Genomic DNA, 18,645 nt, shown 5'->3' with positions numbered 1-18,645 from the left:
AAATATCAAACACTAGGATGAGAGTCATCCAATTGCATATAGAATAAATGGAAGTACCAAATAAATCGAAATACCGAGTAAATAGAATGCAAAGATCATGATGATCAAAGTGCCAGAGGGTAGCAATCAAGCTACTTGTTGCAGGCTGAATTGGAAAGGAGGAGGATCAAGTTGGGACATATTCGTGTACTAGATGAACATATTGCCAACCAGATTGCTGCCGGTGAAGTAGTGGAGCGTCCCGCATCCGTCGTCAAGGAGCTGGTGGAAAATGCGATTGACGCGCGTGCGACTCGGATTGATGTTCATATCGGCGAAGGTGGACTGGAGTCCATTCGTGTGCAGGATAATGGAACGGGAATCGCAGCGGATGATTGCGAAACTGCCTTTTACCGTCATGCAACCAGCAAGCTAGCGGATGATCGTGATCTATTTCAGATTACCAGTCTTGGTTTTCGCGGGGAGGCACTGCCGAGTATTGCCGCCGTGTCCAAAGTCGATCTGTTGACCAGTGCCACCGATGATGGCGCTGGACGTCGTCTCCTAATTGAAGGCGGTACACTGAAAAGCAATGAAGATGAAGCCGCACCGCGCGGCACCGATTTTCGGGTCAATTCGCTCTTTTACAATACGCCAGCACGATTGAAATATATGAAAACTGTACAGACGGAGCTAGGGCATATTTCTGATATTATGTACCGCATGTCGCTAGCGCATCCAGAAATTGCATTCACACTGCGACATAATAACAATCTGCTGCTTCAGACCCCTGGCAACGGCGATATGCTACAGGTCATTGCTGCCGTGTATGGTACATCGGCTGCCAAGATGGTATTACCGCTCAACAATGATAATTTGGATTACAGCATTAACGGTTATATTGGACGACCAGAGATTGCGCGTGCCAATCGTAATGCGATGTCCGTTATTGTTAATGGACGTTATATTAAAAGCTATGTTGTCAATCAGGCGATTTTGCGTGCGTATCATACGTTACTGCCGATCAATCGCTATCCGCTGACCGTGCTGCGTCTGGAAATGCACCCATCGCTGGTGGATGTCAATGTGCATCCTGCCAAAATGGAAGTGCGTTTTAGCAAAGAACCGGAGCTGATGATGTTTGTCGAGGAATCGGTGCGTCAGGCGCTTCGTCGCGAGATTCTAATTCCACATGTGACCAAACAAACCGTGAAGCGCGGCAATAGTGAATCCGTTATTCAGGAGCAGTTTAGCTTCCCACGTCCATCGGTATCTAATGATGCGTATGCTGGGAATGATCTGTTTACGGCGCCTGTATCGTCTCCAACGTCTGATAGCACGAACGGTGCTAATATGCCACGGCATCAGGCAGCACGCGAAGATATTGGCGAACTGGATGCTCCATATGTACCGCCATTGGGTGATCAAGATTTACCACCAGAGCAGGAACAGTCGAACCCACAATGGAATGGACAAATGGAGGGAGAGCAAGCAGCTGCTGCACGACATTCGTCTTTAAATAATAGTAGTGCAACAGTCAATGGCAGTAGTCAAGCAGCGTCTCCAACGATACGTGAGCAACTTCCACATCCTCAGTATGTTAAGGAAGAGGAGCAGATGAAATCAAATGCTTCCGTTGCTGGTCATACGAAGGAGCAGGCAGCTGATACAACCCAATCGGATCGTTCGCAAGAACCAGATGGCAAGCATGTGCGTCGTCATAATGGTTCACAGCATCCTCATGATCAAGCGGTAGCTGAATCCCAAGGAAATGCTATGGTTCCTAGTCATGATGGGAATGGGAATAGTGCAAGCTCTAACGAGACACTGACGTCAAGCGCGAATACACTACCTGTACCAAATGCCGATCTGGCAGCACCATCCGCTCAAGCAGATCATTCAGCAACAGGATATGATCATTTTTCAGCCGCTACGACAGCGGATCAGTCATCCGGTATTCGTGAGCGTGAACGTGCATATCAGCCAGATTACAAACGCTCGTCCGGTTCAGGCTCATCTGCACGTCCGCCACAGCGTCCCAGCAATGCCAATCGAGGCATTCCAGCGGAAATGATCTACGGAACTGCTGAAGATCCACAGCAGCCAGAGTTTCCAGAAATGACGCTGATTGGACAGCACCACGGTACGTATCTAATCGCACAAAATGAAGAAGGTCTGTTTCTGATCGACCAGCATGCTGCACATGAGCGTGTCAATTACGAATTTTATTACAACAAATTCGGTCAGCCAGAAGAAGCGTCACAGGAGCTATTGCTGCCGATTACGCTGGAATTTACCCGTGCCGAAGCAGATAAGCTGAAGGATCGACTGCACTGGTTTGAACGTGTGGGTGTGTATCTGGAGCATTTTGGCGGGCAAACCTTCCGCGTCTGTGCGTATCCGTACTGGTTCCCCAAAGGCGAGGAACAACGCGTCATTCAAGAAATGACGGAATGGGTGCTAAGCGAGCGCAAAATCGATCTGTCCAAGCTGCGCGAACAAGCATCTACCCTTTGTTCCTGCAAGGCATCGATCAAAGCGAATCAGCGCTTGACGGAAGCGGAAGCACAGGCGTTGCTACATCGGCTTGCTGCCTGTCAGCAGCCGTATACATGCCCACATGGACGACCAATCGTTGTATCCTTTTCCAGCTATGATCTGGAAAAACTGTTCAAGCGCGTAATGTAAAGCTCAAAGACGCGTAATGTAAAGCTGAAAGAATGGAGAATGAATGTATGTTGATTACAACTGGCGATGAGCCATCTGTCGCAACCGAGGCACGTGCTCGGCAGCTGGCAGAGGAATTCGCCGTTTCCTATATTCCGCGTAAAGGGCGCTCTGTCGCCCGTATGGCGGCTCAATATAATGATCCTGATATTATCGTGCTGGTGGAGAAAGAAGCGCGTCTTGCCCGTCCTGGTGAGTCTGCGATGTTTTTCCATCCCAGTATGGCGTTTGTGCGTGCGAAGCGACTGCTTAAAGGCGAAGAGGATGTCATGATCAGTACGTCTCGTCTAGAAGCGGGTGATTCGGTGCTGGATTGCACCGCTGGTCTAGGCTCGGATTCGCTTGTCTTCTCGCTAGCAACTGGGTCTTCGGGCGCAGTTACTGCCTTGGAGTATTCCAAGCCGCTAGCAGCACTGTTAACGGAAGGATTACGCATTTACGAAAGTGGTCTAGCACCTGTAGATGAAGCTTTGCGGCGTATTCGCGTCATTCCGCAGGATCATAAGTCCTATTTAAGCGCTTTGCCAGACAAAAGCGTCGATATTGTTTATTTTGATCCCATGTTCCGAGAAGCGCTGCATGAATCATCGGCTATTGCACCATTACGAGGATTTGCCAACAATGATGCATTGGATAAACAGTGCATTGAGCATGCCATGCGTGTTGCACGCAAAACGGTCATGCTCAAGGAAAAATGGGATAGTCCCGAATATGAACGCCTTGGATTTGAACGCATCCGGCGCAAAAAATCCAAAATAGAATACGGAGTGATTTATGTATGAATATCCGGCCAGACCACACAGCGGATAAACCGAAGCTGCTCGTGCTGATCGGGCCGACGGCTGTCGGCAAAACCGCCATCAGTATCGAAATCGCCAAGCGTTTTGGCGCCGAAATTATCTCCGGTGATTCTATGCAGGTATACCGTGGTATGAATATCGGTACAGCAAAAATCAAACGTGAAGAAATGCAAGGAATTCCCCACCATTTGATCGACATTCATGATCCGCATGAGCCGTTTTCAGTTGCTGAATTTCAGCAACGCTGCCGGGAGCTGATTCCTGATATTAGCAGCCGCGGCAAGCTGCCATTTATCGTCGGTGGTACCGGTCTCTATGTGGAATCGGTGAGCTATGAGTTCCAGTTCAGCGACAGCGGAGCGGACGAGGATTTTCGCCGCGAGCAAGCGGAATATGCCGAGAGTCAAGGTGCGCAGGCACTGCATGACCGGCTCGCTGCCGTTGACCCGGAATCCGCAGCACGTCTGCATCCCAACGACCAGCGCCGGATTATCCGTGCCTTGGAGGTTCACCATTTGACAGGGATCAAGCTGTCGGATCAGCTATCCGGTCAGAGCAGAACGTCACCGTACGAATTGTGTATCGTAGGTTTGACAATGGATAGGGAAATGCTATATAAACGTATTGAAGCACGGATTGATCAGATGCTGGAAGAAGGCTTGCTGAACGAAGTTCAGCATCTGCTGAATCAGGGATACACCCCCGGAATGGTGGCGATGCAGGGGTTGGGTTACAAAGAGATTGCCGCTTATCTGTCAGGCGGCATGAATCTGCAGGAAGCGGTCGTACTGTTGAAGCGCGATACGCGGCGCTTTGCCAAACGCCAACTATCCTGGTTCCGCCATATGCGTGATATACACTGGGTCGATGTGACGGATGTGGAAAATAAAGAACAGCACATCGAGAAAGTGTATGACATCGTAGCAGGAACTTTGTACCAGGATAGGGAATATACTTCAACAACTTAAATCGCATGTGTGCACCATCAGGCAGCAACTTCTTTATTCCAATTGAGCATTGAGCCAATGCTGAATTAATAATCACTTGGGGGTACGGTTAATGAACAAGTCTATTAATATTCAGGATACTTTTTTAAATCAATTGCGTAAGGAAAATATCCCGGTCACAGTATACCTCGTGAACGGCTTCCAGATTCGCGGCACAATCAAAGCCTTCGATAACTTTACCATCATGGTAGATAGCGATGGTCGCCAACAAATGATCTACAAGCATGCCGTATCTACCTTTACACCTTCGCGCAATGTGTCCTTAATGCAACAGGACAACCAAAGCGAAAGCTAAGGAATATATCTTCAATAACGCCGATTGAATCGGTAGGGATGATAGATTCATCTGTGGAAGAGACAGAGTAAATATTCCGCAGGCAATGCCTCGGGGCGGGTGAACCGTTCGGAGCAGAACTACAAGAATGAAACTTTTGTGCTTCATATATCGTCTTATACAGAGAAGGAATCGGACAACCCCTCTATAAGGGTTGTTCTTTTCTTTCGCATTCCTGTCCTGCATACAAGTCATGAATTGCACTACATGGTTTACTGAAAGGGAGTCAGAATAAACAATGCCAAGACAGCAGCTATCCCGTAGTGACAAGGGTCAGAATACCAACCGACCAAGCCGTCCGAATCGGACCAGCTCATCTGGATCAGGTTCAGGAGGATCGGGCAACTCGGGTGCCAAAAAGAAAAAGACCAAAAAAATTACAGGCAAACGCGTATTCTGGACATTATTTGCCGTCACAGCACTGGGTATATTTTGTGCGCTTGCCGGCTACCTCTTCATTATGGTAAGCGGGGAAAAAATTTATCAGGCAAACATCAACAAACTCGCGGTCACCGAGCCGACCAAAGTATACGACCGCAATGGAACGCTGATTTTACAGCGCAGTATTCGCACAGGCGATCCGGTCAAATATGAAGAGATTCCGAAGGAAGTCATCAATGCCTTTGTGGCAACCGAAGACAGGCGGTTTTTTGATCACCAAGGTGTCGATTTATGGTCGATCGGTCGTGCGGCAGTACGCGACGTCGTAGCACGCTCCGCTGTAGAGGGTGGTAGTACCATCACTCAGCAGCTTGCTAAAAACGTCTTCCTAACCAACGACAAAACGTTTTTCCGTAAAGCAACCGAAGTTTCGATCGCACTTGCGATTGAACGCAATATGACAAAGGAACAAATCATCACCACGTATCTAAACCGTATTTATTTCGGCTCTGGTGCGTATGGCATCAAGGAAGCATCTGAAACGTATTTCGGAGTCAGCGACCTGAGCAAATTAAAAACATGGCAGATTGCCACACTGGCTGGTTTGCCAAAGGCACCTTCACGCTATAGCCCACAAAGCAATCCCGAGCTATCGCAGGAACGCCGTGGCGTTGTATTGCAGCTCATGCAGCAGCAAGGCTACATTACAGCAGCAGAGGAAAAAGAAGCAGAAGATGTAACATACAACTACAAATCACCGGAAAGCAAAAATACGAAGTTTCAGGCATTTATCGACTATGCGATGCAGGAAGCTGAGGATGAAACCGGTCTAAGCGCGGATGATCTGAACCGCGGTGGGTATAACATTTACACCACGATGGATTCTAAGGCTCAGCAGACGCTAGAGGATGCGTTCAAAAACGACGATTTATTTGAAAAGAGCGCCGACAATGTCAAAGTGCAAGGCTCCATGGTTATCGTCAACAATGATACCGGTGGTCTGGTCGCACTGCTGGGTGGACGCGACTACGTGAGCGGCAACTTCAGCCGTGTGACAAGTCATCGTCAACCAGGCTCCTCCTTTAAGCCGATCATCACGTATGCACCGGCATTGCAAAGTGGCAATTACCATTCCAATTCCATGCTTAGCAATGAGAAGCAATGTTTTGGTACGTATTGCCCGAATAACTTGCACGGTGGCTACTCAAATACGATTAGCATGACCGCAGCGATGGAAGATTCCGTCAACATTCCAGCGGTATGGCTGCTGAATCAGATTGGCATTGATACTGGTATTAATTATGCCAAATCGGTCGGTTTCGATCTGACTGGCGATGATCGCAACCTAGCCATTGCGCTGGGTGGTCTGAGCAAAGGTACCAATACGCTAGAAATGGCGCAAGCCTATCGTGTATTCGCTGACGGCGGAAATTACACACCAGCTTATGCTGTAAAAAGTATTACCGACAGCACAGGCGATGAAGTATACAAAAATAGTGCTAAATCGACCGAAGTGTTAAGCAAAGATGCAACCGATGAAATGACCCAAATGCTGCAAAATGTCGTTCAAAATGGTACAGGTAAACGGGCGCAGATCAATCGTCCAGTTGCAGGTAAAACAGGAACGACACAGCATGGAATCTCCGGTTTGAGCAGCAGTGCCAACCGTGACATCTGGTTTGCTGGTTACACCAAAGAATGGACAGCAGCCGTCTGGATGGGCTATGACAAACCAGACCGTACTCATCTGCTAAAAGATGGCAGTGGACGGGCAGCAGCATTGTTTGCAGCGGTAATGGGTCCTGCATTAGAAGGATATCCTGTACAGAACTTTGATACAGCTTCTGTTCCACCGCCTGTGGTAGAAGAACCGGAAGAGGAAGAACAACCGGTTACTCCTTCGGCAGTAACAGGTCTGAGTGCTTCGTTTGATCAGGATAGCCAATCCGTAGCACTGGCATGGAATCCAGTGGAAGGAGCATCCAGCTACACCGTCTATCGTAAAGAGAGTGGAGCCACCCAGTTTAGTGCGATTTCTAGCGGTGGAGCGGATCCCGTTGCATCGGATGGTGCAGTAACTGCGGGACAAACGTATGATTATTACGTAACCGCAACGACTGCGGATGGCTCGCAATCGGATGCCTCGAACACGGTTCAAGTGACCATTGATCAGGCTCAAACCGAACAGCCGCCAGCCGAGAATCCAGATGGAGTCGTACCGCCAGAAGGCGAAACACCAACTCCACCAACTGGTGAAGAAACACCAGGTACAGATACCGGCCCTGGAGCTGGTGACGGTACCGGTGGAACAGGCGATACTGGAAACAATACGGGTCCAACCGATGGTTCAACCAATAATGGAGGCACCACCCCGCCGGATAACGGCCAAAATGGTACGGATGGAAGTGGAACAACCGACGGTACAACAACGCCGGGCACGACCAATCCTAATCCAGGCAATAATACACCGCCAGCGGGTCCAGGCGATGCCGGTACAAACAATACCGACAACCCGACAGCCACACCGCCTGGTACGTAAGAAATGGCACGAATCAAGCCTCCAATCGGAAAGATTGGAGGCTTTTTTTGAGCGATGGGCGCAAATATGCTATTCTGAAGTTACTTTGTAGGAAAGGGACGCTTCCATGAAACGTAAATTTGCAGATCGAGCGAACTGGCGGCGTGTCATACAACGCAGTTATACACGTCGCTATGTAAACAACAATATTTTTACAGGATATGTGACGCTCTACCATATGAACCGTTTGCGCGAACCATTATACAAAATTTACGGAGGCCGGAGGTTTTGCATCGCTGCTGCCGAATATTCATGGATGCAGTATTACCCGGATAACGCCAACTATGTTGTAACCGCTATGTTCGATGACAAGCTAGAGATTATCGAGTGGTACATCGACATCTGCAAAACACAGGGGATTACCGATCAAGGCGTTCCGTGGTTTGATGATCTGTATCTGGATATTGTAGTCATGAAGGATGGGCAGATTTTCCTGCTAGATGAGGATGAGCTAGATGATGCATTACGTCGTCGAGTCATTACAAAGCAGGATTACGAATTGGCTCATGCAACGGCTAAACGGCTGCTCAAGCAGATTGATGCGCATGCTTTTCCGCTGTTCCCATTATCACTCAAGCATCGGCGCAGTCTGTTTGGACGGGATCATCACTCCTGAGCAACCGCTTTATTAATGATGTCATAACATACACAAGGGGTATACCATGAAACAAGGAACACATGATACACAGACCGAGCAGCAAGCAAGAGCCGTACTGGTTAGTCTCTATACACAGATGGACAAGCGTAACAATGTCAATGCTGAAGGCTCGATTCAAGAACTTGTCAGTCTGGCGGAAACCGCAGGCGTAGAGGTACTGGAGCAGATGACGCAGAATCGCGAGATGCCGGATGTACGCTGGTTTATCGGGAAAGGGAAAGTTGAGGAGCTGCGCATTTTGCTTGAAGCGCTTGGCGCCAATACAGTCATTTTCGATCAGGAGCTGTCCGGTGCACAGGTGCGTAATCTGGAGGAGCATCTGGATGCGAAAATTATTGACCGTACGCAGCTGATTTTGGATATTTTCGCTCAGCGTGCCAAAACACGCGAAGGTATTTTACAGGTCGAGCTGGCGCAGTATACGTATCTACTGCCACGTCTATCCGGTCAGGGCAAAAACCTGTCTCGGCTGGGCGGCGGAATCGGTACGCGCGGTCCGGGTGAGAGCAAGCTGGAAACCGACCGTCGTCATATCCGCACGCGGGTAACCGATCTCAAACGACAACTCGAAGAAATTATGCGTCATCGCGTACTCTATCGGGAACGTCGTAAAAAGTCCGGCGTCGTACAAGTAGCACTTGTTGGTTATACCAATGCTGGTAAATCAACATTGCTCAAGCAGTTGACTGCTGCTGATGTGTATGTGCAGGATCAGCTGTTTGCGACCCTTGATCCGACATCACGCACACTAGAGCTACCAGGCGGCAAAGAAATTGTATTGACCGATACCGTTGGATTTATTCAAAATTTGCCGCATGATCTGGTAGCTGCCTTCCGTGCTACATTGGAGGAAGTTAACGAAGCGGATCTGATTTTGCATGTGGTAGACGCATCCTCTGAGCGACGAGATGAGCAAATGCAGGTGGTCGATGACATTTTGCAGGAATTGGGCGCAGGTGGGAAGGAGATGGTAGTCCTTTATAACAAATCCGATTTGTGCACACCATCTCAACTGGAAATGTTACCGTCTGACAGTACACATCTGCGTATTAGTGCCTATAACGAGGCGGATCTGGAAAAGGTCAGCCTGTTAATTCAGGATCAACTGGCAGGTGGCAAACGCATTTATCGCATTCCAGCTGAACGCGGTGATCTGATCTCGCAACTGTATACGTTTAGCAGTATTTTGGATCAAGAGTATGAGGAAAATGAAGCTATTTTCACCGTCGAAATCAATAAGGTCGACTATGAGAAGTTTGGCTACAAGCTGCAAGAGTATGAAGTAAAGTGACAAAATTGCGACAATTTTCACAATGACATTTCTTTCAGCTGTCGTTTCGTGTAAAATATGAATCGCGAAAGTTTACATTTTGACACGCCATGACAGAACGGGATACATGATTTCGTTTTGTTGACACCGGAAATAACAGGCGTGGCAGACAGCCAAACATGAATACGATATAGCCCGCCCGCATGACCGGGGCGGGCTATCATTGCGGGGAGATAAAGAAATGCCGGTTTTTGACGATACAATTATGGCATGGTCTGCTCAGGCAGATCAGATCATTGACGAGGCGGTTCGTAAGTTGGACCGAGTAGTCGATGCCAATCAGTGGAAAGTGATTGAAGCGTTTCAAAAGCATAAAGTGAGCGATTATCATTTTGCTGGTTCAACCGGATACGCATACAATGATCGCGGACGTGAAGTGCTGGAAGAGGTATATGCAGAAGTGTTTGGTTGTGAAGCGGCATTGGTACGTCCGCATTTCGCTTCTGGTACGCATACGATTGCAACGGCTCTGTTCGGTGTGCTGCGTCCGGGCGATGAACTGCTTTACATTACTGGTCGCCCTTACGATACTCTGCACAAGGTTATTGGGAAACCGGGCGATGGTAAAGGATCGCTGGCGGACTTTGGCATTACGTACAGCGAAGCTGCGCTGGATGAGCAAGGACAAGTGGATTGGCAGGCAGTAGAAGGGAAAATGAATGAGCGCACCAAAGTGATCGGCATTCAGCGTTCCCGTGGATACGATTGGCGTTCATCCTTCACGATTGCTGACATTGAGCAGATGGTACGTAAGATTCGTGAATATCGCTCGGATGTTGTCATCTTCGTAGATAATTGTTATGGAGAATTTAGCGAAACGCTAGAGCCGACTCAAGTTGGTGTAGATTTGATGGCAGGCTCATTGATCAAAAATCCGGGTGGCGGTATTGCCGAAACGGGCGGTTATATTTGCGGTAAACGAGAATACGTAGAGCTGGCATCGTACCGAATGACTGCACCAGGAATTGGTGGCGAGGTAGGCGCGATGCTCGGAACGACACGCGGTATCTATCAAGGCTTGTATATGGCACCAACCATCGTTGGTCAGGCGCTCAAAGGCAGTATTTACGCTGCCGCGATGTTTGAGCTGGCAGGCTTCAACAGCAAACCGGGTTGGAACGAACCGCGTACCGATCTTATTCAAGCCGTTTCATTCCAGCAGGAACAGCAGCTGATTGCCTTTGTACAAGGAATTCAGCGCGCAGCAGCAGTGGACAGCCATGTTGTACCTGAACCGTGGGATATGCCGGGCTATGAGCATCCTGTTATTATGGCAGCTGGTACCTTTATTCAAGGGGGCAGCTTGGAATTGTCTGCGGATGCGCCGATCCGTGAGCCGTATATCGGCTACATGCAGGGTGGATTAACGTTTTCCCATGTGAAGCTTGGTGTACTGATGGCATTGCAAACGATGCTAGAGCGTCAATTGTTATAAAGAAAAAGAATATCATGCTGCTACATGTTGTTGTAATTAGCATATAGCAGCCTGATTTCCGCAACCTATTTGAATAGGTTATTTGAAAGGATCTGTTGCGGAAATCATTTTTCTTTCTTTTTTTGAACGCGATAGTTGATAAAAGGTCAATAGAAATCCTTGATAGATATGAGTTACTGTTATGATCAATATGGATAAATAAGGCAGCTTGCTCTCTTACTTATAGGTTGTGAATATAAGTTTATTGTCATACGCAATAACTGCTGCATTTTATCTACGTGATCTCGTTCTATAGGAAGATATTGAATACGTTATACTATGTTCACTCTGTCACAAAGTTATGATTATACGTGGTAACTCTCTTTTGATAAACAGTATAGATGTGCTATTCATACAAAGGCATTCGTATCTTCAGTTGATGAGATATTTGTTAACGGGCAGAAAAGCTACCAAAGACAGCAAATTCCTATTCTAATGCAAGCGAATTACAATATAAATCGCGCGTATTGTAATGTTTGCTGCGGAAATGACTAAACGAAGGTCATTTTCCTATCATTGCGCAATAAACTAGGATATTACAAATTAGCTAGTCAGCATTGGAAAGTCACACCTCTACATGGGCTTCTCGTCGACTTCACATCATATAGTAATATTGACAGACAGATTAGCGACCTGACGTGCATTTGACAGGCATCTCATGTTATAATAAGTCTGTGAAAAAGAGAGCTTGCGCATATATAGAAACTTTCTATCTGTTCGTTTGTTATGCGCATGTTAAAGCAATATAAAATTATTGTGAGTTAACTTAACATGTTATTGACGCTCGATATCAGGATATGTACAATAGTAGCAAGAGAATATAAAGCTAAAATGCGAATTGGAAGGTTGATGAATACATGGGTGATGAAATTCGGAGAAATATGGCGCTTTTCCCAATCGGGATCGTCATGAAACTGACGGATCTGTCTGCACGTCAGATTCGCTACTATGAACAACACAATTTGATCGTACCTGCTCGTACATCGGGAAATCAGCGTTTGTTCTCATTTAACGATGTAGAGCGTTTGCTCGAAATCAAAGCACTGATCGAGAAAGGGGTAAATATCGCTGGTATCAAACAAGTGATGAACCCTGTTTCCAAAGAATCGGAAGAAGCAACGGTGATCACACCGGATACAGAAGAGCGTCGCAGGGAATTGTCAGATTCCCAACTTCATCGTATGCTTAAACAGCAACTGGTTACCGGCAAGCGTCCGGGTCAGGTGTCTCTTATCCAAGGGGAATTATCCCGATTCTTCAACAAAAAATAAACAGAGCACAGAGGAGAGGGTAACGTGAGTTTCACGAAGGAAGATATTCTGCGAATTGCCAAAGAAGAAAATGTACGTTTTATTCGATTGCAGTTCACCGACTTGCTGGGCGCGATCAAAAACGTGGAAATCCCGGTAAGCCAGCTGACCAAAGCGCTGGACAATAAAATGATGTTTGATGGATCTTCAATCGAAGGCTATGTACGTATTGAAGAATCCGATATGTATCTGTACCCGGATCTGGACACATGGGTTATTTTCCCATGGGTAACAGACAATCGTGTGGCACGTCTGATTTGTGATGTGTACATGCCGGATGGCACACCATTCGCTGGTGATCCGCGCGGCGTACTGAAACGCAATCTGAAAGAAGCCGAAGCAATGGGCTTTACCGATATGATGGTCGGTCCAGAGCCGGAATTCTTCTTGTTCCGTACGGATGCAAATGGTAATCCGACAGAGGAGCTGAATGACCAAGGCGGTTATTTTGATTTAGCTCCAACTGATCTGGGTGAAAACTGTCGCCGTGATATCGTTATTACGCTGGAAGAAATGGGCTTTGAAATCGAAGCGTCCCACCACGAAGTAGCACCGGGACAGCATGAGATCGATTTCAAATATGCACCTGCATTGCTAGCAGCTGACCAAATTCAAACGTTCAAGCTTGTTGTACGTACGATTGCCCGTCAGCATGGTCTGCACGCGACATTTATGCCAAAACCATTGTTTGGTATGAACGGTTCCGGTATGCACTGTCACCAATCGCTGTTCCGCGATGGAGAGAATGCATTCTACGATGAGAGCGATGAGATCGGTCTGAGCGAGATTGCCCGTCACTATATGGCAGGTATCCTGAAACATGCCCGTTCTATGGCAGCTGTAACAAATCCTACCGTGAACTCGTACAAACGTCTGGTTCCTGGTTATGAGGCTCCTGTTTATGTGGCATGGTCAGCAAGTAACCGTAGCCCAATGGTACGTATTCCAGCATCCCGTGGTTTGAGCACGCGCATCGAGCTGCGCAACCCAGACCCGACAGCGAACCCGTATCTGGCATTGGCTGTTATGCTGAGAGCAGGTTTGGACGGTATTGATCGTAAACTGAATCTGCCAAAACCAATCGACCGCAACATCTACATAATGACGGAGGATGAGCGGATCGACGAAGGCATTCCTAGTTTGCCGGGCGATCTGAAAGAAGCATTGCATGACCTGTTGCGTGATGATGTGATGATCACAGCATTGGGCGAGCATGCTACAGCTCACTTTTACGAGCTGAAAGAGATTGAATGGGATATGTATCGCACCCAAGTGCATCAATGGGAACGCGACCAATATATGACGCTGTACTAAAAGCCAAACCTAAAACCTCGGTGCTCCAAGCGCCGAGGTTTTTCTATATGTTTTTTGATATGATAGTAGTGTGTGCTCCGATCGGGGAAAGTATGACAGTGGAGGATCATAATTGATGAAAGCAATCACGATTAGGCAACCGTGGGCAACACTCGTCTCACTGGGCGAAAAGCAATACGAAACACGAAGCTGGAAAACGACATGGCGTGGTCAGCTAGCTATTCATGCTGGGAAAACAGTTGATAAGGACGCTTTTCAAAATGTGTATGTACGAGAGGCGCTGGAGCGGCATGGTTATCTGACAATGGCAGACTTGCCTACCAGCTCCGTGATAGCGATAGCAAAGGTGATGAATTGTTGGCAAGCTATAGAAGCGTTACCGTCTGGCTGCATACTAGAAAATGGGCAGCATATTACTGATCCAGAATGGACATTTGGAGATTTTACGATAGGACGATATGCGTGGGATATGGAAGTGATAGAGCAATTGAAAACACCAATTCCGGCAAAAGGAAAATTGAGTCTATGGGAATGGGGGGAGACGTTATGATCAAATTGGTAGTAGGCTGCACATTGATTTTAGCTTCGGTTATGCTGTTATGCACAGGGTTTATACTTGCAGGCTTGGAAGGGGCAGCTCAATCGTCGCAGATCAATGGAGGCGCGTTTACATACGATATTTTGAATGTAGGATTGGTATGGATCATTGTCCCCACTATGTTGTTATTGTTAGGTGGAAGTTTGGTTTATACTTCTAGACAGCAAATTGATTAAAATAACTGCATAACTGTGTAATTTCATAACGGTATAAATGAGGATTGGAGAAATTTGTTTGGCGATAATTATCAAAATAGCTTGGAATACCAAAGCACTTCTCCGGTCAATTGGGGAAGTGCCTTTACATAATGAACGAATAGGAGCTTGTAAATGGCTCTACAACTCGCTTACGAGGCTCATCATTATCTATCGCTACCTCCCATCCCTCTTACCTTACAAGTCGGTAATATGCACCCATCCTACGATTTATTAAGTTTACCGCCACTTGGAAAACCAATAACCTATTAGTGTGAAGTTATAACTTTTACACCAGTGGATGGACGTCGGCCAACGTCTATTGAAAGCGCTATATTTATCGTTTGACCAGAAACAGTACGATATTTTGAAAGGTGATGACGAATGAAAAAGATGGCGTGTTTGTTAAGTGGGGCATTACTAATGAGTGTGTTGCCAATTGCTGCGCAACCTGTGTCGGCAGCGGTTCCGACGACGTTTACAGTAGATGTATCAGAATCCTATAGGCCTGTCACACATGTTGCTTCTGGTTCATTGTATGGATTAGCAGAGGAAGGTCGACCGACGGACGATCTGATCGGACCAACGAAGCCAAAGATGTTTACACAAATGGCGCCGAATGGCGGACAATTGCCTAATGGAGAAAATACACCGATTGGTGATGCGCTGAAGGTAGCACCAATTGCCAAACGAAATGGTGCGGAAGTGACCATTCGGATGCCGGACATATACCCAAACTTCCCCTATCAATGGGTTGATTGGCAAGATTGGTATAACAAAGTAGATGGTATTGTACAGGCAAGACTCCAATCGGGAGCAGATAATATATATGGATATGAGTTGTGGAATGAACCAGATGGCACTTGGAATACACAAGCAGCCGGTCCATTCAATGAAGGCTGGAAAAAAACCTATTTGCGCATCAAGCAGCTCGATTCGACTACCAAAACCATTGGACCTAGCATTACTCATTACAATGAAGCTTGGCTGAGAAACTTCCTGACCTATGCACGCGATAATCATGTACTGCCAGACATCATCTCTTGGCATGAACTTGGTGCTCCAGAAGGAAACTATCTCAATGGACCAGCCCCCGGCTACATCTCCGATCATATTGCGGCTTATCGCGCCTTGGAAAAGGAGCTTGGGATCAGTCCAAGACCGATCAGCATTAACGAATATGGTGTAGTTTCAGAGCAAGCGGTGCCGGGCAGTATGGTACGCTATATTGCTGAATTTGAACGCTCTGGTGTGGATACTGCCAATATTGCCTTCTGGTTCCGTCCGGGACGCCTGAGCAATTTGGTAACAAATACTGGACAGAAAAATGGTGCATGGTGGCTGTATAAATGGTATGGCGACATGTCGGGACAAATGGTGATGACCACTCCAGCTGATCCTCAGGCTGCTGATCTGGATGGCATCGCCAGTGTAAATGATAGCAAGCAGCAGGTGGATGTTGTGTTTGGCGGTGGTACAGGTAACCATAATATCGTGGTGAAAGGGCTGGACGCGCTATCTTCTTTTTCCGGTACGGCACATGTGAAGCTTGAACGTACACCGTGGTATGGGGTGGATACCGCGGTCCCCAATACCACCAATGAGTTTAGCGGCAACTTCCATATCAAAAACGGACAGATTACCATTCCGGTGACGGATATGAAAGCATCTACCGGATACCGCATCATCGTAACGCCAGTGGAGTCCAATGACGTAAGTCGCTATGAAGCGGAACAAGCAGAGGTTCATGATGCTGATGTGTTGTCGAGTATTCAGGCGTCGGATGGCGGTTATATTGGCACGATTGATCATGAAGACAGCTATGTGCAATTTGCGGTTCAAGCGCCATCAGCTGGCGATTATAAACTCACTATTGGTTATGCCAATGGCGATTCGGCAGATGCCAATCATACGTTGGCTGTCAATGACCAAGCTTACGCTAATGTTCCGTATCCGACTACTGGTGGATGGCTGGCACAGGGCAATCAAGCTAGTGTGGAACAAACCGTATCCTTACAGCAGGGACAAAATACTATTCGACTGGGCAAAGGCAGTACGGGTTATGCCGAGCTGGATTATATTCAGCTACAGCCTGTTGGCGATTTTGATGTCAGAGTGGAGGCGGAAGATGCTAAGGTACAAGATGCCAAAGTAGTCGGCAGCTCGTTTGCATCCAATCGTCTGTTTGTTGGCAATATCGATCATCCAGATAGCTCCGTAACCTTCTCTGTGTATGCTCCGGCGAGTGGAACATACAGCATGGATGTTGGGTATGGCAATGGTACAAGCGCAACCTCAACACATGCACTGACCGTAAATGGGCAAGCACAGGCTGCAATATCGTATCCAGTGAGTGGTGGTTGGATCTCGGATGTACCGAATGCTGGTACACGCAAAGTATTGACCGTACCTGTGACGCTGAAGCAGGGCGATAATACGCTTGTATTTAGCAAAGGCAACGGGTATGCCGAGTTGGATTATATTCAAATTCGTTAACATGAACTTCAATCGTTGAACATGAAGTTTGGTGTATTTTATATTTGCATATTTGTAGGTACTCGGCAAAAATGCTTTTCATAATCATAAGATTCATCAAAAAAACAGCCCAACGTTTCCTCCTTCTACACAGGATACGCTGGGCTGTTTCGTTCTAAAATGAAAGGCAAAAATGGAGCACAATAAGATGCAATGCTACCGCTCCGTATATATTATTTAGTAGCGAAATGAACTTCATTCCCAATCGCCATTTCCCTCTACTTGAGAAATCCCCAATCTTTAGAAAAAGCCCTTTACTACTCTACTTGACCAAGGATGAATCCTCCCGTAAATGAGGCGGTAGTGGAATATCCGGGTCAACGGTAACAGTGTTGATATACGTATTAGTGTACGTATCACGGAATTGCGTTGGAGTCATGCCGACATAGTTTTTGAATAGTTTCATCAAATACTTTTCATCACGAAAATGCAGCTCGTATGCAATTTCCTTGATAGATTGGTTCGTGGTACACAGTAACTCCTTAACCAGACTGAGCTTGAGCGTGTTGATATAACGGATGGTGCTCATGCCGAGATTTTTCTTAAATAAACGCGTGAGATGATCGGAGTTAAAACAGAATGTATCCGCCACCTTTTGTACCGTGAGATCATGATACATATTGACTCGAATCCATTCCAAAATCTGCATGAATTTCTGATTATGCTCCTTGTTCAACAGCTGATGATGCAGCAGCGGCTCCATATATTTGTCCGTCAATTCAATCATCAGTGCGGTTACCAAATAATCGACGGCATAGGTGCTGTAATACGACGTATTGGAAATATCCAGAATTTGCTTCATCAGCATCAATGGCTTATCCAAATAGGTGAGGGAAAAGAAGTCAGGCAAGCATACATACGCATTCGTCTCATCCCGTTGCTCGGTCAATGTACTGCCCAACAGTCGATTGGCAAATACATCACCCGCTTCCGTGACAATCCCCCCACGTGGAATAAAATGCAGCCAAAAAAAGCTGGCGCCAGCGATCGACGGAGCATAACCGAAATATTCCACCTGTGGCTGAATAAGCAGTACATCACCATGCTGAATCTCATAACGCTGCTCGCCTACCTGAACATAGATGGTTTCCTTCAAGCCGATGATCAGCTCATAATCCTTTTCCATATTCATTTTTTTGTGTTTCCAGCCTTCATCGCTGACAAATTGCCCGCACTTATAATACGCAAGCGGACGTTCAATATTCATTTTCCATACGGGTTTCATTGTAAATCAAGATCACTCCTTACCTGAATATCAGTTTTGGACATGAAAAGTCGGATTTATACACTATTTAGATCAAACATTTATAAAATTACGTTGTTACCAGTTATTATAACATGAATGTATACGGTTTCGCGCAATAAATCTAGAATTCAAATAGTCGCAAATATACACCTTTCCTACGAAATCCTAAGTTTATTGCCA

General features: G+C 46.8%; 14 protein-coding genes. 13 read left to right on the top strand and 1 reads right to left on the bottom strand.

Annotation, left to right across the window (positions count from 1 at the left end; all coding sequences use genetic code 11):
• The first annotated feature begins 171 nt into the window (after nucleotides 1-171).
• From mutL to ABXR35_RS09240, 13 genes are all read left to right on the top strand, one after another.
• Nucleotides 172-2,667 carry a DNA mismatch repair endonuclease MutL gene (gene mutL, locus ABXR35_RS09300; protein WP_367058601.1) on the top strand — a complete coding sequence of 832 codons (2,496 nt, stop codon included), beginning with the start codon at nucleotides 172-174 and terminating at the stop codon, nucleotides 2,665-2,667.
• A gap of 47 nt (nucleotides 2,668-2,714) precedes the next feature.
• Nucleotides 2,715-3,488 carry a class I SAM-dependent methyltransferase gene (locus tag ABXR35_RS09295; RefSeq protein WP_367058598.1) on the top strand — a complete coding sequence of 258 codons (774 nt, stop codon included), beginning with the start codon at nucleotides 2,715-2,717 and terminating at the stop codon, nucleotides 3,486-3,488.
• Complete coding sequence (gene miaA / locus ABXR35_RS09290) at nucleotides 3,485-4,474, top strand: tRNA (adenosine(37)-N6)-dimethylallyltransferase MiaA (protein WP_367058595.1); 990 nt, start codon at nucleotides 3,485-3,487, stop codon at nucleotides 4,472-4,474. The genes ABXR35_RS09295 and miaA overlap by 4 nt, the downstream gene beginning before the upstream one ends.
• 91 nt (nucleotides 4,475-4,565) lie before the next feature.
• A complete protein-coding gene (hfq, locus tag ABXR35_RS09285) occupies nucleotides 4,566-4,808 on the top strand; it encodes an RNA chaperone Hfq (protein WP_367058592.1) in 243 nt (80 codons plus the stop codon).
• A gap of 277 nt (nucleotides 4,809-5,085) precedes the next feature.
• Nucleotides 5,086-7,767 carry a transglycosylase domain-containing protein gene (locus ABXR35_RS09280; protein WP_367058589.1) on the top strand — a complete coding sequence of 894 codons (2,682 nt, stop codon included), beginning with the start codon at nucleotides 5,086-5,088 and terminating at the stop codon, nucleotides 7,765-7,767.
• A gap of 106 nt (nucleotides 7,768-7,873) precedes the next feature.
• Complete coding sequence (locus ABXR35_RS09275) at nucleotides 7,874-8,422, top strand: ribonuclease FAU-1 family protein (protein ID WP_367058586.1); 549 nt, start codon at nucleotides 7,874-7,876, stop codon at nucleotides 8,420-8,422.
• Nucleotides 8,423-8,468: 46 nt separating this feature from the next.
• Nucleotides 8,469-9,755, top strand: coding sequence for a GTPase HflX (hflX, locus tag ABXR35_RS09270; protein ID WP_367058583.1), 1,287 nt, complete (start codon nucleotides 8,469-8,471; stop codon nucleotides 9,753-9,755).
• Nucleotides 9,756-9,999: 244 nt separating this feature from the next.
• Entirely contained in the window at nucleotides 10,000-11,229 is a 1,230-nt protein-coding gene (locus tag ABXR35_RS09265) for a methionine gamma-lyase family protein (protein ID WP_367061311.1), read from the top strand.
• 896 nt (nucleotides 11,230-12,125) lie between these two features.
• The gene (locus ABXR35_RS09260; protein ID WP_188777794.1) at nucleotides 12,126-12,539 is read left to right on the top strand and encodes a MerR family transcriptional regulator; all 414 of its coding nucleotides are present in this window, start codon (nucleotides 12,126-12,128) and stop codon (nucleotides 12,537-12,539) included.
• A 24-nt stretch (nucleotides 12,540-12,563) separates the two neighbouring features.
• On the top strand, nucleotides 12,564-13,892 hold the full coding sequence (gene glnA, locus ABXR35_RS09255; protein ID WP_367058580.1) for a type I glutamate--ammonia ligase: 1,329 nt from the start codon (nucleotides 12,564-12,566) through the stop codon (nucleotides 13,890-13,892).
• 115 nt (nucleotides 13,893-14,007) lie between these two features.
• Nucleotides 14,008-14,442, top strand: a complete 435-nt coding sequence (locus ABXR35_RS09250) for an ASCH domain-containing protein (RefSeq protein WP_367061308.1) — start codon at nucleotides 14,008-14,010, stop codon at nucleotides 14,440-14,442.
• On the top strand, nucleotides 14,439-14,666 hold the full coding sequence (locus tag ABXR35_RS09245; protein WP_367058577.1) for a hypothetical protein: 228 nt from the start codon (nucleotides 14,439-14,441) through the stop codon (nucleotides 14,664-14,666). Before ABXR35_RS09250 ends, ABXR35_RS09245 begins: the two co-directional genes overlap by 4 nt.
• A gap of 402 nt (nucleotides 14,667-15,068) precedes the next feature.
• Nucleotides 15,069-17,180 (top strand): CBM35 domain-containing protein, encoded by a 2,112-nt coding sequence (locus tag ABXR35_RS09240; RefSeq protein WP_367058574.1) that lies wholly within the window; start codon nucleotides 15,069-15,071, stop codon nucleotides 17,178-17,180.
• Between the two features lie 301 nt (nucleotides 17,181-17,481).
• Here the strand turns inward: ABXR35_RS09240 and ABXR35_RS09235 are convergent, their stop codons facing one another.
• Nucleotides 17,482-18,444 carry a helix-turn-helix domain-containing protein gene (locus ABXR35_RS09235; protein ID WP_367058571.1) on the bottom strand — a complete coding sequence of 321 codons (963 nt, stop codon included), beginning with the start codon at nucleotides 18,442-18,444 and terminating at the stop codon, nucleotides 17,482-17,484.
• Between the last annotated feature and the right edge of the window lie 201 nt (nucleotides 18,445-18,645).

The sequence above is a fragment of the Paenibacillus sp. JQZ6Y-1 genome (genome assembly GCF_040719145.1).
Lineage (GTDB): Bacteria > Bacillota > Bacilli > Paenibacillales > Paenibacillaceae > Saccharibacillus > Saccharibacillus kandeliae.
The sequence above is the reverse complement of the archived record's forward strand: the minus strand, read 5'-3'. Positions and strand labels throughout refer to the sequence as shown.